Raw genomic sequence first — 14658 nt, forward strand, 5'->3', positions numbered from 1 at the left:
AGGCTAGCCCAGTTTAGTTGAGCGTTCAACAAATCCGCTATGCTGGCGGTCATGACCCGCTGGCTGGACCCGAACGAACAACGCACCTGGCGGTCGTTCCTGGCCGCCTCCCGGGCGTTGATGGACACGCTCGACCGTGAGCTGCAACGCGACGCCGGCATGCCGCACGCCTACTACGAGATCCTGGTCCGACTCTCCGAGGCGCCCGCACGGCGGCTGCGGATGAGCGAGCTGGCCGACGCGAGCGGCTCCTCGCGCAGCCGGCTCTCCCATGCCGTGGCCCGGCTGGAGGCCGCCGGCTGGGTCCGCCGCGAGGACTGCCCGACCGACCGGCGCGGCCAGATCGCGCTGCTCACCGACGAGGGCTTCGCCGCGCTGGCCGCCGCCGCACCCGGCCACGTCGAGGGGGTACGCCGGCACCTGTTCGACGCGCTGCGCCCGGCTCAGGTCGACCAGTTGCGCCGGATCAGCGAGGCGCTGACCGAACGCCTGAGCAGACCTTGACCGGATCCTGACCGAACCACTCCGGCGCGGGTCTTGTACTTAACGTCGTCGAATGAGCACGATGGGGCGTGCCCTCCGGCTTCGGTGAACTGACTGATCAGGCGCACGACCTGGTCTCCGCCGGCGACCTCGCCGGCGCCCAACGGCTGCTCGCCGACGCGTTGACCGGCGCCGACCCGCGCCCCGCCAACGCGACGCCCGAGCTGGCCGAGGCGGCCAGCCTCCACGCGCGGGTGCTGGTCGCACTCGGCGAGCCGCACTCGGCGCGAGGGTGGGCAGCCTATGCGTACGCCGCCACCGGCCGGCTGCACGGCCGCTCCGACCCGCGTACGGTGGCCGCCGCGGCCACGCTGGCGGCGGTGCTGCACCGGGTGGGCAGTTGGTCCCGGGCCGCCCGGCTGTACCAGGAAGTGATCATCGAGCTGACCGCGTCGGACGGGCCGGAGTCGCTGCGGGTGCTCGCCGCCCACGCCGACCTGGCCACCGTGGAGTATGCCCGGGGCCAGTGCCAGGTCGCCCGCGACCGTCTCCAGGACGCCTGGGAGCTGCACCGCGAGGTCTACGGCGACGGGCACCCGAGCGGGATCAAGATGCTGGCCCGGCTCGGGTCGATGCAGCGCGACTGCGGGCAGTTCGCCGAGGCACACGACAACCTGGCCCTGGCCCGCGAGCTGGCCCGCCAGCACCTCGCCCCCGACGACCCGCTGACCACGCAGGTGGCGACGCTGGCCCGGGCCGCGGCCAACCCGGAACATGTCTGCGCCGACACCGCCCCGGTCAGTGCCGAGGACCCGGTGGTGCCGGCCGCCCGCATCCCACCACCCGGCGACGACGCGCCCGCCCCCGACGACCCGTTCGCAGACCCCGGCACACCACCGGCCCGGCCCGAGGCGCACGACGCCGACCAGGATCGACCGGCGACCCGGCACGCCCACGGCCAGGAGCATCCCGCCGAGGGCTACCACCCGAGCCAGGGATACCGACCCGGGGCCCAGCCACCGGCCGGTGCGGCACCGGCGGTGCCCACGCCACGGCAGCCGGCGGACGGCCCGGCCGGGCCACCGGAGGACTGGTGGAGCGGCCCCCCGGCCGACCCGGATCCCTACCCCGACGACCAGACCACCGGCGCGGCCGTGCCACCCACCGTGGTCGGGCTGACCGGGCCGCCGCAGGCATCCGGGGTGTACCGGCTGCGCCGGACCGCCGAGCCGGAGCGTCCGGGGCCACCGTCGCGGCTGCTGCCGGTGCCGGTGCACCGCCCCGGCGCCCCGCCGCCGGCCCGGCCGAACCGGCTCGTGCCGATCGTCGCGGCGGGAGTCGTCGTGGTGCTGCTCGGCGCCGCCGCGATCATCGCCGGGGTGTCCCGCGTCGACGGCGGCGGCGATCCGGAGCCGCCGGCCGCGAGCGGCGCCGCGACCGCGACCGCCCCGGCCGCACAGACGCCACCCGTCTCCCCGGCGCCCCGCCCACCGGGCTGTCGCTGCGCGACAACCGGGACAGCGTGGCGTTGCGGTGGACGTACCCGGCCGGGGCGGAGGGGCCCGTGATCGTCTCGGGTGGCCGGACCGGGCAGCCGCAGAACGCCTTCGCCGACCTGCCGGCTGGCACCGACAGCTTCATCGTCTACGGTCTGGACCGCAGCCTCGACTACTGCTTCACGGTGGCGGTGGCGTGGTCCACCGACACCGTCGCCCGCTCCGGCGAGGTCTGCACCGAACGTCGCTGACCGTGACGGCCGGGGTGCCGGCGGCGCTGCGCCGGGGGCGATCCCGCCTGGCTCCGCCGTGCGCCGCACGGTATCTTTAGCAGTTCAGGCACAAAAAAGAACGGCCTTTCGAGGCCGTTCTGACTTCGAATTCTAACCAATCGGGAGACGGATTGTCAAGGCACTCCAGCGGGTCGCCGTCCGACGACGAGATCGGTCGCGAGCAGGAGTACGTCTCGATGCTCTACCAGCGCCTGGACGGCCTGCGGGAGCAGGCGTCGAAGCGGCTGACCGAGCAGTTGCTGGCGACCGGCGGCACGTTGCAGGCCCGTTCCCAGCGCGACGGCACGGTGCGGATGTACGCCGACCAGGTCGAGCAGTTCTCGGCGGTGGAGAACGGCCTCTGCTTCGGCCGGTTGGACACCGACGGAGGGGACCGCCACTACATCGGCCGGATCGGCATCTTCGACACGGACGGTGACTACGAGCCGCTGCTGATGGACTGGCGCGCCCCGGCCGCCCGGGCCTTCTACCTCGCCACGGCCGCCAATCCGCAGGGCATCCGGCGGCGCCGGCACCTGCGTACCCGGCAACGCAAGGTGGTCGGCGTCAACGACGAGGTGCTCGACCTGGCCACCGCCTCCCCCAGCGGCCACGAGGAGTTGACCGGCGAGGCGTCACTGCTCGCCGCGCTCGACGCGGGACGCACCGGGCGGATGCGCGACATCGTCGAGACCATCCAGGTCGAACAGGACCGGATCATCCGCGCCGACCTGCCCGGCGTGCTGGTGGTGCAGGGCGGTCCGGGCACCGGCAAGACCGCGGTGGCGCTGCACCGCGCCGCGTACCTGCTCTACACCCACCGGCGGGAACTCTCGACCCGGGGCGTGCTGCTGGTCGGCCCGAACGTCACGTTCCTGCGGTACATCTCGCAGGTGCTGCCCGCGCTGGCCGAGACCGGGGTGCTGCTGCGTACCCAGGGCGACCTCTTTCCCGGGGTCAGCGCCCGCCGCGCGGAGCCCGCCACCACCGCCGCCCTGAAGGGACGGTCGGTGATGGTCGAGGTGCTGGCCAACGCCGTACGCGACCGGCAGCGCACGCCCGACGAGCCGCTGGAGATCGGACTGCCGCAACGGGAGACCCTCGTCCTCGACCCGGAGACCGTCGCCGCGGCGCGCGACCGGGCCCGGCGCAGCGGCCGGCCGCACAACCTGGCCCGTGCCGTCTTCGACGTGGAACTCGTCCACGCGCTCGGCAACCAGATCGCCGAGCGGATCGGCGCCGACCCGCTCGGCGGGGAGAACCTGCTCGACGAGGCGGATCTCGCCGAGATCCGCCGCGAACTGCGCGAGGAGCCGCAGGTGCGGGCCACTCTGGACGAACTGTGGCCGGTGCTGACCCCGCAACGTCTGCTCGCCGACCTGTACGCCTCGGCCGACCGGATCACCGCCGCCGCGCCGATGCTCACCGTCGAGGAGCGGGCCGCCCTGCACCGCGGACCGGGCGGCTGGACGCCGGCGGACGTGCCGCTGCTGGACGAGGCGGCGGAACTGCTCGGCGAGGACGACCGCGCCGCCGCCGCCCGCCGGGACCGGATCCGCGCCCTGCAACGCGAGTACGCCGAGGGGGTACTGGAGATCGCCCGTGGTTCCCGGTCGATCGACGTCGAGGACGAGGCCGACGGCGGCGAGATCCTCGGGGTGACCGACCTGCTCGACGCCGACCGGCTGTTGGAGCGGCACGAGGAGGCGGATCGGCTGACCACCGCGCAGCGCGCGGCGGCCGACCGGAGCTGGGCGTTCGGCCACGTCATCGTCGACGAGGCGCAGGAGCTGTCGCCGATGGCCTGGCGGTTGCTGATGCGGCGCTGCCCGAGCCGGTCGATGACCATCGTGGGCGACGTGGCACAGACCGGCGCGCTGGCCGGCACCCCGTCGTGGGCCGAGGCGCTGGCGCCGTACGTGGCGGATCGGTGGCGGCTGACCGAGCTGACCGTCAGCTACCGCACCCCCGCCGAGATCATGGAGGTCGCCGCCGGCGTGCTGGCCGAGATCGACCCGGCACTGCGCCCACCGCGCGCCGTACGCTCCGGCGGCTTTCCGCCCCAGGAGCGCGCGGTGCCGGCGCGGCGACTGGCGGCCGACCTGGTCGAGATCGCCGCGGCGGAGGCGGGCGCACTTGCCGACGGGCGGCTCGGCGTGATCGTCCCCGCCGGCCGGGTCGACGACCTCGGTACCGCGCTGACCTCGGCCCTGCCCGAGGCGGCGGTCGGCGAGCAGCCGGATCTGGGGAGCCGGGTCGTGGTGCTCACCGTCGCCGAGGCGAAGGGCCTGGAGTTCGACTCGGTCATCGTGGTCGACCCCGAGCGGATCGTCGCCGAATCCCCCCGGGGCCGCAGCGACCTCTACGTCGCCCTGACCCGAGCCACCCAACGCCTGACGACCCTCACCCCCGCTCGTGTTGATCAAGAAGTTTTGGACACCTCGGTCCGACCCGACCAAGCTTCTTGATCAACTGGGCTGGCGGGGAGTCAGTCGAAGTTGCCGACCTGGGTGGCAGGGGTGGAGTTGTCGCTGGTGCTGCCGCCCGCCGGGGTGCTCAGGCCGCCGGTGGTGGCGTCACCGGTGGTGGTTGGGGCCACCTTGCCGGGGTGCCGCTCCGGCTGCCGGGCCACCCGGCGGGCGCTGGCCGGCCCGGCCGTGCCGCCGGTCGTGGTGATCGCGCCCTGCCCGCGGGTCGGTCCGCCGTCGCGTAGCACGTTCGGGTCGATCGGCACGTCGGCCGGATCGTCCGGGTCCTCCCGCTGGAGCACACTCTCCACATCGGTGGGCGGCACCGTCACCTCGTCCACGGCACCCTTTCCGTAGCCGCCACCGGCGATCCGCTCCTCGGCCCGGCGGGCGGCGTCCTGTCGCATGTCGTCCTCATGCACGATCCATCACCTCGCAGAAACGTCGGTTCGGACCGGGTGCCCGACCTTCGGCAGGGCAAACCCGCACCGCCGGTTCACCGGCCCGCCGCCCGACGCTCGCCTGCCCGCCGCCCCGACTGCCCATGCTGTGCTGCGAACTCGGCGGGAGAGCCCCGCGGGGAGGGAGAGGACAGGGTGCGCATCGTACGCCGTACCGCCGTCGCGGCTCTGGCCGTGACGATCGTGACGTCAATGCTGGCGGCCCCCGCCGCGGCGAAACCGCGACCGGACCGGGATTTCGACCTCCAGGCCCACCGGGGCGGCCTGGGGCTACGGGTGGAGAGCACCCTCGCGTCGTTCGGCAACGCCCTTCAACTCGGAGTGCGGACCCTCGAACTGGACGTGCAGATCACCGAGGACCGCCAGGCCGTGGTCACCCACGACCGGCGGGTCAGCGCCGCGAAGTGCGTCGACACCGCCGCGGCCACACCGGACGACCCGGAGTTCCCCTATGTCGGCAAATACGTCAACACGCTGACCCTGGCCCAGGTGCGCACCCTCGACTGCGGCTCGAAGACGCTACCGGACCGGCCCGGACAGCTCGCCGTCCCGGGTGCCCGGATGCCGCTGCTGCGTGAGGTCTTCGCCCTGGTCAAGCGGTACCGGGCGGAAGACGTGACGCTCAACATCGAGACCAAGGTGGAGGCCGGCGCGCCGAGCGAGACCGCCCCGCGCGAGCAGTTCGTGCAGGTCACCGCGGCGGAGATCCGGGCTGCCGGGCTGCTGAGGCAGGCCACCATCCAGAGCTTCGACTGGGGTGCGTTGAGGCGGATGCGCCAGGTCGAGCCGCGCCTGCCGTTGGTGGCCCTGACCAACTACGACTTCCTCCAGGTCGGGCAGCCCGGCGCGTCACCGTGGCTGGGCGGCCTGGACATCGACGACTTCGGCGGCGACCCGATCGCCGCGATCCGCAGCTTCGGCGCCGCCGCGTTCTCGCCGGTGCACGGCTTTCCGCAGCACGGCACGGTCACCGATGCCGACTACCGTCCGTACGTGACGAAGCAGCTGGTCAGGCACGCCCACCGCAACGGGATCAAGGTGGTTCCGTGGACGGTGAACGACGTGCCGACCATGGCGAAGCTGATCGACGACGGCGTGGACGGCATCATCACCGACTACCCCGACCGGCTACGCGGGCTGCTCGCCCAGCGCGGCTACCAGCTTCCCAGGCGGTACGCCGCGCCGTTCGACATCCAGGCGCACCGCGGTGGCCGGGCCACCCGGCCCGAGAACACCCTGCCCGCGTTCGCGAACGCGCTGGCCAACAGCGCGATCTCCACGCTGGAACTGGACACCGGCGTGACCGAGGACGGCAAGCTGGTGGTGATCCACGACCGCACCGTCAGCGGGTCACACTGCGTCGACACCGCCCCGGTCCGGCCCCGTGACCGGGAGTTCCCGTACGTGGGCAAGCTGGTGCACCAGCTGAGCCTCGCGCAGCTCAAGACGCTCGACTGCGGCACGCTGACGGCGCCCGACATGCCGGCGCAGGTGCCCGTGCCGGGTGCCCGCATCCCCACCCTCGACGAGGTCTTCGCCCTGGTGAGGGCGAGCGGTCGCACGGACGTCCGGTTCAACATCGAGACGAAGATCAGCCCGCTGGTCGACGACACCGAGCCCTACCGCAGCTTCACCCGGAAGCTGGTCACCGCGATCCAGCGGGCCGGCCTCACCGACCGCGCCACCATCCAGTCCTTCGACTGGCGGACCATCATCCACGCCCGCCAACTGGACCGTCGGATCGAGACGGTCGCCCTGGTCTGGCAGTACGGCCCGGCGGAGTGCGGCAGCCTCGCCGACGAGTGCTCCCTACAGGCGGTGTACGGCGACCGGTCGGTGCGCAGCCCGTGGACGGCCGGACTGGACTGGTGGAAGCGACAGGACCTGGGCCGGCTGACCCGCGCGGCCGGCGCGTCGACCGTCTCGGCCAACTGGCAGGTGCACGACCCGGCGCAGGGCACCGTCGCCGACCCGGACTGGTACCTGCGGCAGAACCCGGCGTACTTCCACGGACCGGACGTGCACACCCTGCGGTCCCGGTACGGGTTGAAGGTGATCCCGTACACCGTCAACGACGCCACGGTGATGCAGCGGGTCATCGACCTGGGTGTCGACGGCATCATCACCGACGACCCGGACCTGCTGGTGGGCGTGGCCATCCGCAACGGCCTGCGGTGAAGTGTTACTGCCGGCCACCCGCGGGTAGACCCCTGGTGCCCCCGCCGAGAACGCGAACCGTGCCGTGGCCGACACGCGGTAGCGGGGCGAGGGTCGCAGGTTACGACTCATCACATCCCGAGGAGGACAGATGAGCACGCAGGCTGCTTCCACCAGGCCGATGAACCGGCCCGCGCAGGACGTGCAGAATCGTGCGGCCATGCAGGACGCACCGACCCATCCGATGCCGATGATGCAGGACGGGCACCGGGAGCCGATGCCGTCACCGGGTACGGAGACCAAGCAGTCGTTCCTGACGACGGAGTTCTGGATCTACGCGGCTGCCGTCACCCTCGTGGTGATCTCCGCCTTCTGGCGAGGGACGACCGCGAACGGGCTGAACCTGAACAGCCCCAGCCAGGCGTGGTTCTTCATCACCCTGCTGACCATCGGTTACCTGGGTAGCCGTGGTCTGGCCAAGGCCGGTAGCCAGCGGCGTTCCGCCGGCGAGCGGCGCGGGCGGAGCTGACCTCCGCGCGTACGCACGATGGCCCTCCGGGATCTGTCCCGGAGGGCCATCGCGGTGTCTGCCGCGGCCTAGAACTCCTCGAAGCCGCCGAAGTCCTCGCCGCCGCCGAAGTCACCGGCCGCCTCGGCGACGTCCTCCTCGGCGCCCTCGAACGCGTTTCCGAGCATGTGGCCGGCGAGCATCCCACCGGCGGCGCCGACCGCCGCACCGGCGACGACACCGCCCATGCCGACCCCGCCGCGCTGCCGCGGGTGGCCGAACTTGTTCGGTGCGCCGTAGCCGCCCGGCCCGAACGCCTGGGCGCGCAGGCTGCCGAACCGGCCGATCGTCTCCTGCAACCAACCGTCGACCACCTGGACCCAGTCCGACCGCTCGGCGTCGGCGTGGCCCACCTGGTAACGGCCGAAGGCATCGTGTCCGGGGGCGAGGAAACCGCCGCGCCGGTCGCACTCCAGCACCACATCCACGCCGTGGGGGTTGGTGACGAAGGTCAGTTCGAGTTCGTTGACGGTCTGCGCGTACTGCGGCGAGGCGAAGAACTCGATCTCCTGGTAGAACGGCAACGTCTGCTGTAGGCCGTGGATGCGACCCCGCTCCAGGTCGGCCGACTTGAAGCGGAAACCGAGCTGGAGGAACGCCTCCAGGATCCGCTCGTGCACCGGCAGCGGGTGCACGTTGACCTGGTCGAGGTCGCTCTTGTCCACCGCGCGGGCGATCGCCAGCTCGGTGCGCAGCCCCATCGTCATGCCGTGCAGCCGCTGGCCGTAGACATCGGTGATCGGGGTCTCCCACGGCACCGGCAGCTGGAACGGGATGGACAGCTGCTGCTTCGGGGCGAGCTGGAGCGGGCCGCTGACCTGCTGGCGGTGGAACTCCATGATGCCGGCGTACTCGCTGTCGCCGCCCTCGATCTCGACCCGGGTGACCAGCCCGACGACGATCTGCTCGATGTTCGCCGGGGCCTCCCCGCCGATCAGGTTGACCTGACCGTCGAGGGCCAGCCCGGGCCGGGTGTTCGGGTTGGTCAGGACGGTGTCCACGCTGGGACCGCCCACGCCCAGGGCGCTCAGCATCTTCTTGAAGACCATCGGTACTCCTGCGGGGTCTGGTGCCCGGACTCCACGGAGGACCGGACGCTGACGGCGGAACGATATCGGCTGGGGCTGTGAGGTCGCTGGGAGAACGGGCTGCTCAGCACCGGGAGCCGAGGTGCCCGCCGGGCCTGAGGGCGCAGGTCAGTTGAAGGACCGGCCCTTCACGCCCCGCAGAAACGCCGACCAGACCTCGGCCGGGTAGACGATCGTGCCAGCATCCCGGGCCTTGCTGTGCCGAACAGCCACCCGCCCGGAGCCGTCGAGAACAGGTCCGGCCTCCACGCAACTTCCACCGTTGCTGTCGCTGTACGTACTGATATGCCAGGCGATCGGCAACACCGGCTTGTCCATCACAACTCCTTCGCGTATCTGGCGATCAACTCCGCCGACTCGGCCGGGCTGAGCGCCGCCTTGCCCAACTGACGGTACGCGCCGACGAAGCGCTCAGCCTTCGGCGACTCCATGTAAAGCCGACCGCCGAGGGACTCGACATAGGCCACCGCAGGGTACGGTTCGGGCAGGTGGAATATCCAGAAGGTGCCATCGAGTCCCTGATGAAGGGCAACCGAACTTGACATGACCCTAATCGACACATTTCTGCGTCGTTGCAGGTCTACCAGGTGTTCGAGTTGGCCACGAAACACATCGTTGCCACCCACCTTGCGACGTAGCACCGACTCGTCCAACACCGCGTCGATCTTGACTGGCGCCGGTCGGGCAAGGACTTCCTGACGCGTCATCCGCAGTTCCACCCAGCGCTCAACGGTCGCCTCCGGCGTGCCCGGCTCCGATGCGTTTCGGATGACCGACGCGGCATAGTCACGCGTCTGGAGCAGGCCCGGCACAAGGGTCAGATGAAAGCAGCACACCCTTTCCGCGCGGCTCTCCAGCCACGGGTATTCGATGAAGGACGAGTCGACCACGTCGCCGTAGTCCTCGTCCCAGCGGTCGGTCCGCCAGACCTCCTCGGCCAGCGCCAGCAGGCGGGCTCGCTCGGCCGCGTCATGGAAGCCGTACAGGTCGAGCAGGGCGACCACGTCACCCTTGCGAATAGGCCAGTCGGCCCGCTCGTAGCGGCCCAGCGCCGACATATCACGTTGCAGGTGTTCGGCGACGAGCCTCAACGTCATTCCGCGCTCCTCGCGCAGCGCCCGCAGTCGCTGACCCAGCCATTGCGCGCGAAGTGTTCGGATGAACGGCTTGTGCGGCATGATCCAACCCTCGCAGGAGTTCATGAGACCCGAACAGGAACCATTGCTCCAGTTCGAGCCCGCTGGAAACGTGGCTTTCGGGTGAGGGTGATCGCCGACCCCCGGGGACGCCCGGTGCAAGCACGGCAACCGCGGCTGGGCCAACAGCCGAGAAGGTGACGAGAGACGGCCTCGCGGGTGGCAGCCGCATACCGGCTCTTGTCGGGTCTCAACTAGAGCGTCGGGATGTGCGAATCCCGGCTCCGAACCGACTTGACGAATACCTATCACGGGCGGGCCCGCCTTCGCGACCCCGACGTGCCGAAGAGGCATCACCCAACCACATGCGACGAAGGAGGAACTTGATGAATCGAGGCACCGTCTACCGCAGCGCACCGCCGCGGTTGCACCCGCGTCACGTCCGTGACCGGCAGTTCTCCGTCGTCGGCTTCGGCCGGCGCGGGTTGGATCCGCAGGAGGTACGGCACTTCCTGCGGCGTGTCGCACTCGAACTGGCCACCCTGCACGAGGACGTCGCCCGGCTGAACGACGAGAACAGCCGGATCAAGCGAGCGCTGCGCGACTGGCAGAGTACGCAGGCCCGAGAGCGCCTGTCATGAGTACGCCGTCCGGCCACCAGCGCGCCACCCGGCAGGTCTTCGCGTCACTTCCCCGCGCCGTCGTCGACGCCTTCGCCGGCCGGGACCACGCCCCGCCCCGGCACGTGATCCACCTACCGGTGGCCGTCGCCGAGCTTGCGGCGGCGCTCGACCTGGCGGGCAGCCTCGCCCGGTGGCTGGCGTCGACGTTCCCGCAGGTCGAGGTCGCCGGCACCAGCGTGTCGACCGAGGATGCCCAGCAGGTGCGGCACTGGGTCTTCTGCGACCGGATCACCCCGGAGCGGCGGCGCTGCCTGCTGCGGTGCGACCACCACGGCGAGTGCCTGCCGCCGGCGGAGCCCGGCGGCTGACCGGAGAAATTTCTCGGCCAGGATGTCGAGCACGGGCTCGGTGGCTTCGACCTGCTGGTGCAAGCACCGACAATGGGTGCGCAGCCGTGAGGAGACAGCCGTGAAGTACATGCTGCTGATGCAGTTCAGCGCCGCCGGGACCGACTTCCCGTCGATCCACACCTGGACGCCGGAGGAGATCCGCGCCCACATCGGTTTCATGGGCGAGGTGAACGCGAAGCTGGTCGCCGACGGCGAGTGGGTCGACGGGCAGGGGCTCGCCGGGCCGGCGCAGGCGAAGATCGTACGCGCCGGTGCCGGTGGTGCCCCGGTGGTGACCGAGGGGCCGTTCGCCGAGACGAAGGAGTTCCTGGCCGGATACTGGATCGTCGACACCGACACTCCCGAACGGGCGGTGGAGATCGCCGCCTGGGTCTCCACCGCTCCCGGCCCGGGTGGCGAGCCGCTCAACATGCCGATCGAGGTGCACCCGGTGATGTCCGCACCGGCACAGGACGGGTGACCCGAGACGCCCTGACCGAGGACCTGCTGCGCGAGCTGGCGCCGCAGGTCCTCGGCGTGCTCGCCCGCCGGTTCGGCGACTTCGCCACCGCCGAGGACGCGGTGCAGGAGGCCTTGCTGGCCGCGGCGACCCAGTGGCCGCGTGACGGCCGGCCGGGCAACCCGCGCGGCTGGTTGATCCAGGTCGCGTACCGGCGGATGGTCGAACTGGTCCGCGGTGAGCAGGCCCGCCGGGCCCGGGAGGATCTGGCCGCCCGGCGCGAGCCGGCGGATCGGCGCAGCGTACCGGCGGCCGAGGCGCAGCTGGACGCTGACCGCGACGACACCCTGGTGTTGCTGTTGCTCTGCTGCCACCCGGCGCTCTCCTCCGCCTCGGCGATCGCGCTCACCCTGCGTGCCGTCGGCGGCCTCGGCACCGCCGAGATCGCCCGGGCGTTCCTGGTGCCGGAACCCACCATGGCGCAGCGGATCAGCCGCGCGAAGCAGCGCATCCGGGATTCCGGTACACCGTTTCGGATGCCCGCCGCGGCCGATCTGACGGCCCGGTTGGCTTCGGTGCTGCACGTGCTCTACCTGGTCTTCACCGAGGGACACGTGGCCAGCTCCGGCGACCGGCTGCACCGGCTCGACCTGGCGCACGAGGCGATCCGGTTGACCCGGGCGCTGCACGCCCGGCTGCCCGACGACAGTGAGGTGACGGGGTTGTTGGCGCTGATGCTGCTCACCGAGGCCCGCAGCGCGGCCCGTACCGGCCCGTCCGGCGAACTGGTTCCGCTGGCCGAGCAGGACCGCGGCCGGTGGGACGCGGCGGCGATCGCCGAGGGCGTCGCGCTGGTCACCCGGGCGCTGCCGCGCGGCCCGGTCGGTCCCTACCAGGTGCAGGCGGCCATCGCCGCGCTGCACGACGAGGCACCGAGCGCCGAGGCGACCGACTGGCCGCAGATCCTCGCGCTCTACGAGGTGCTGGAGGGCCTGTCGGGCAGCCCGGTGGTCGCCCTCAACCGGGCGGTGGCCAGCGCGATGGTGCACGGGGCGGCGGCCGGCCTTGCCGCGCTCGCGGCGCTGGACGACGAAGCCCGGCTGGCGGACCACCACCGCCTGCACGCCGCCCGCGCCCACCTCTACGAGATGGCCGGCGACCCCGACCGCGCGGTCAGCCACTACCGCTCCGCCGCCGCCCTGACCGCCAGTCTCCCCGAACAGCGCTACCTCCTCATGCGCGCCGCCCGCCTCAGCTGAGCCGCACAATCCGTGCCGGGCGGTTCGTCGAGTGCGCGCCCGGGGGCGCCCCGCCAGGCGCACTCAGTCGAGGTGATGGGTTCCCCCTCGCGCCCTTTGCTCTGCCTCAACGGACGCAACGGTTTGCCGCCCAACCCGGGGTGTCGGTGGACCCGGTGCGTGGGTTGAAGCAGAGCAAAGGGCACACCGGGACACCACCTGGGACCGGCGACACGCGCGGACCGGGGACACGCGCGGACCGGGGACACGCGGCAGGAGGCCGGGTGTGACGTGGTGGTGGCCGGGTCCGTCGGAGACCCGGCCACCGGTGGAACAACTGCGGTCAGCTGGCGGTGCAGGTCACTGCGGGAGACAAGTTGGTGCCGTTCCAGCTGCCGAGGAAGCCGAAGCTGGTGCTGGCTCCGGCGCCGAGCCGGCCGTTGTAGTCGACGTTGCGGGCCGTCACGGCAGACCCGCTGCTGGTGACCGTGACGTTCCACGACTGGGTCACCGACTGGCCGTTGGCGAAGGTCCAGCGCACCGTCCAGCCGGTGATGGCGCTGGCCCCGGCGGTCACCCGGACCTCACCCTGGAAGCCACCCTGCCACTGGTTGGCGATCGAGTATGTCGCCGTGCAGCCGGCGCCCGGCTGCGGCGTCGACGGCGGCGGGGTGGACGGCGGCGGGCTCGACGGGGGTGGCGTGGTCGGCGAGGTGCCGTCGTACACGCTGGCCTCCCGCGCCGTCTGCCGGATGCCGTTGGTGCCGTTGAACAACCGCTGACCCCAGTTGGTCAGCTGGTTCGGGTTGAAGTTGGTGGCCATGTCGAGGTACTCCACGCCACCGCTGTTGCCGCTCCACGACCAGCCCAGCCAGCCGATGCCGTTGGCCTGGGTGTAGGAGAGGATGGCGTCCTCGTCGGGGTCGCCGTCGGAGTGGTTGTGCCCGAACTCGCCGACCACGATGGGCAGTTGCCGGCTGCGGAAGCGACCCAGGTAGTCGCTGATCTCGGCGGCGGTGTCGAAGACGCCGTACATGTGGACGGAGAAGACCGTGTTGCGGGCCGGGTCGGCGTTGAAGACCGTCGGGGCGTTGTCGCGCATGGTGAAGGACCAGTCCTGGCCCCAGTTCGGGGCGTCCACCATGATGGTGTGCCCGAGACCGCCGTCGCGCAGCCGGCGGATCGCGTTGCCGGTGTCGGTGGCCCAGGCCGAGTAGTTCTGGTTGCCGTACGGCTCGTTGCCGATGTTGACGATCACGTACCGTTCCTGGCCGTTCAGCGCGCTGGCGATGCTGAGCCAGTAGTCGACGGCCCGGGCCAGGGTGATGGCGCCGCTCTGCTCGCCGTAGCCGGTGGTGTCGTGCACCTCCAGCACGCAGATCAGCCGGTTGGCCGTGCAGAGCTGGATCACGTTGGACACGTCGTCGGCGCTGTTGCGGGTCCACCGGTCGCCGCTGGAGAGCACGACCCGGACGGAGTTGGCGCCGAGGGCCTTGACGTCGGCGAAGGAGCGGGTCTGGCTCGGGTACCAGGTGTGTGCGTGGTTGACACCGCGCATGATGAACTCGTTGCCGTTGGCGTCGTAGAGCTTGCCGCCGCTGACCGTGAAGCCGGTGGCGGCGTGCGCCGACGGCCCGAAGGCGAACACGGCGGCGACGGTCGCCAGCAGGACGGCGCCGACGCCCGCGAACAGTCTTTTCATGGCATTCCTCGCAGGAGATGTCTCCCCCGGTGCCCTGGTGTGGGGGTGCGGTGAGTGGCAGGAGTGGCGGCTGCAGCCCGACAGCCGCTGCCCGGGGCCCGGCGAGGCAGGCATCAG

General features: G+C 71.6%; 13 protein-coding genes and 1 pseudogene. 9 read left to right on the forward strand and 5 right to left on the reverse strand.

Going from position 1 to position 14658, the window contains the following annotated elements; translation table 11 throughout:
• Window positions 1–39 precede the first annotated feature (39 nt).
• The 3 genes and pseudogenes from KIF24_RS20775 to KIF24_RS20785 all read left to right on the forward strand — a co-directional run bounded on the left by KIF24_RS20775 (window position 40) and on the right by KIF24_RS20785 (window position 4719).
• A complete protein-coding gene (locus tag KIF24_RS20775) occupies window positions 40–504 on the forward strand; it encodes a MarR family winged helix-turn-helix transcriptional regulator (RefSeq protein ID WP_221085465.1) in 465 nt (154 codons plus the stop codon).
• 68 nt (window positions 505–572) lie between these two features.
• A pseudogene (locus tag KIF24_RS34115) lies at window positions 573–2230 on the forward strand (tetratricopeptide repeat protein).
• Between the two features lie 218 nt (window positions 2231–2448).
• The gene (locus KIF24_RS20785) at window positions 2449–4719 is read left to right on the forward strand and encodes a HelD family protein (RefSeq protein ID WP_230416725.1); all 2271 of its coding nucleotides are present in this window, start codon (window positions 2449–2451) and stop codon (window positions 4717–4719) included.
• Window positions 4720–4739: 20 nt separating this feature from the next.
• Here KIF24_RS20785 and KIF24_RS20790 read toward each other — a convergent pair whose 3' ends face one another.
• Window positions 4740–5141, reverse strand: coding sequence for a hypothetical protein (locus KIF24_RS20790; RefSeq protein ID WP_221085467.1), 402 nt, complete (start codon window positions 5139–5141; stop codon window positions 4740–4742).
• Between the two features lie 174 nt (window positions 5142–5315).
• On the opposite strand from KIF24_RS20790, the gene KIF24_RS20795 reads away from it, so the two are divergent.
• Entirely contained in the window at window positions 5316–7358 is a 2043-nt protein-coding gene (locus KIF24_RS20795; RefSeq protein WP_221085468.1) for a glycerophosphodiester phosphodiesterase family protein, read from the forward strand.
• A gap of 130 nt (window positions 7359–7488) precedes the next feature.
• Complete coding sequence (locus tag KIF24_RS20800) at window positions 7489–7866, forward strand: hypothetical protein (protein WP_221085469.1); 378 nt, start codon at window positions 7489–7491, stop codon at window positions 7864–7866.
• 68 nt (window positions 7867–7934) lie between these two features.
• Here KIF24_RS20800 and KIF24_RS20805 read toward each other — a convergent pair whose 3' ends face one another.
• From KIF24_RS20805 to KIF24_RS20815, 3 genes are all read right to left on the reverse strand, one after another.
• Entirely contained in the window at window positions 7935–8954 is a 1020-nt protein-coding gene (locus KIF24_RS20805; protein ID WP_221085470.1) for a sporulation protein, read from the reverse strand.
• A gap of 147 nt (window positions 8955–9101) precedes the next feature.
• Window positions 9102–9311 carry a DUF397 domain-containing protein gene (locus KIF24_RS20810; RefSeq protein WP_221085471.1) on the reverse strand — a complete coding sequence of 70 codons (210 nt, stop codon included), beginning with the start codon at window positions 9309–9311 and terminating at the stop codon, window positions 9102–9104.
• Window positions 9311–10171, reverse strand: coding sequence for a helix-turn-helix domain-containing protein (locus tag KIF24_RS20815; protein ID WP_221085472.1), 861 nt, complete (start codon window positions 10169–10171; stop codon window positions 9311–9313). The genes KIF24_RS20810 and KIF24_RS20815 overlap by 1 nt, the downstream gene beginning before the upstream one ends.
• 344 nt (window positions 10172–10515) lie before the next feature.
• Between KIF24_RS20815 and KIF24_RS20820 the strand changes: the two genes are divergently transcribed.
• The 4 genes from KIF24_RS20820 to KIF24_RS20835 all read left to right on the forward strand — a co-directional run bounded on the left by KIF24_RS20820 (window position 10516) and on the right by KIF24_RS20835 (window position 12860).
• Window positions 10516–10770, forward strand: a complete 255-nt coding sequence (locus KIF24_RS20820) for a DivIVA domain-containing protein (protein ID WP_221085473.1) — start codon at window positions 10516–10518, stop codon at window positions 10768–10770.
• Between the two features lie 104 nt (window positions 10771–10874).
• The gene (locus tag KIF24_RS20825) at window positions 10875–11120 is read left to right on the forward strand and encodes a hypothetical protein (RefSeq protein WP_221087466.1); all 246 of its coding nucleotides are present in this window, start codon (window positions 10875–10877) and stop codon (window positions 11118–11120) included.
• Between the two features lie 109 nt (window positions 11121–11229).
• The gene (locus tag KIF24_RS20830; RefSeq protein WP_230416729.1) at window positions 11230–11622 is read left to right on the forward strand and encodes a YciI family protein; all 393 of its coding nucleotides are present in this window, start codon (window positions 11230–11232) and stop codon (window positions 11620–11622) included.
• Window positions 11619–12860, forward strand: coding sequence for an RNA polymerase sigma factor (locus KIF24_RS20835; protein WP_331461224.1), 1242 nt, complete (start codon window positions 11619–11621; stop codon window positions 12858–12860). The genes KIF24_RS20830 and KIF24_RS20835 overlap by 4 nt, the downstream gene beginning before the upstream one ends.
• Before the next feature lie 322 nt (window positions 12861–13182).
• Here the strand turns inward: KIF24_RS20835 and KIF24_RS20840 are convergent, their stop codons facing one another.
• Window positions 13183–14541 carry a cellulase family glycosylhydrolase gene (locus KIF24_RS20840; RefSeq protein WP_221085475.1) on the reverse strand — a complete coding sequence of 453 codons (1359 nt, stop codon included), beginning with the start codon at window positions 14539–14541 and terminating at the stop codon, window positions 13183–13185.
• Between the last annotated feature and the right edge of the window lie 117 nt (window positions 14542–14658).

The sequence above is a fragment of the Micromonospora tarapacensis genome (assembly GCF_019697375.1).
Classification (GTDB): domain Bacteria; phylum Actinomycetota; class Actinomycetes; order Mycobacteriales; family Micromonosporaceae; genus Micromonospora; species Micromonospora tarapacensis.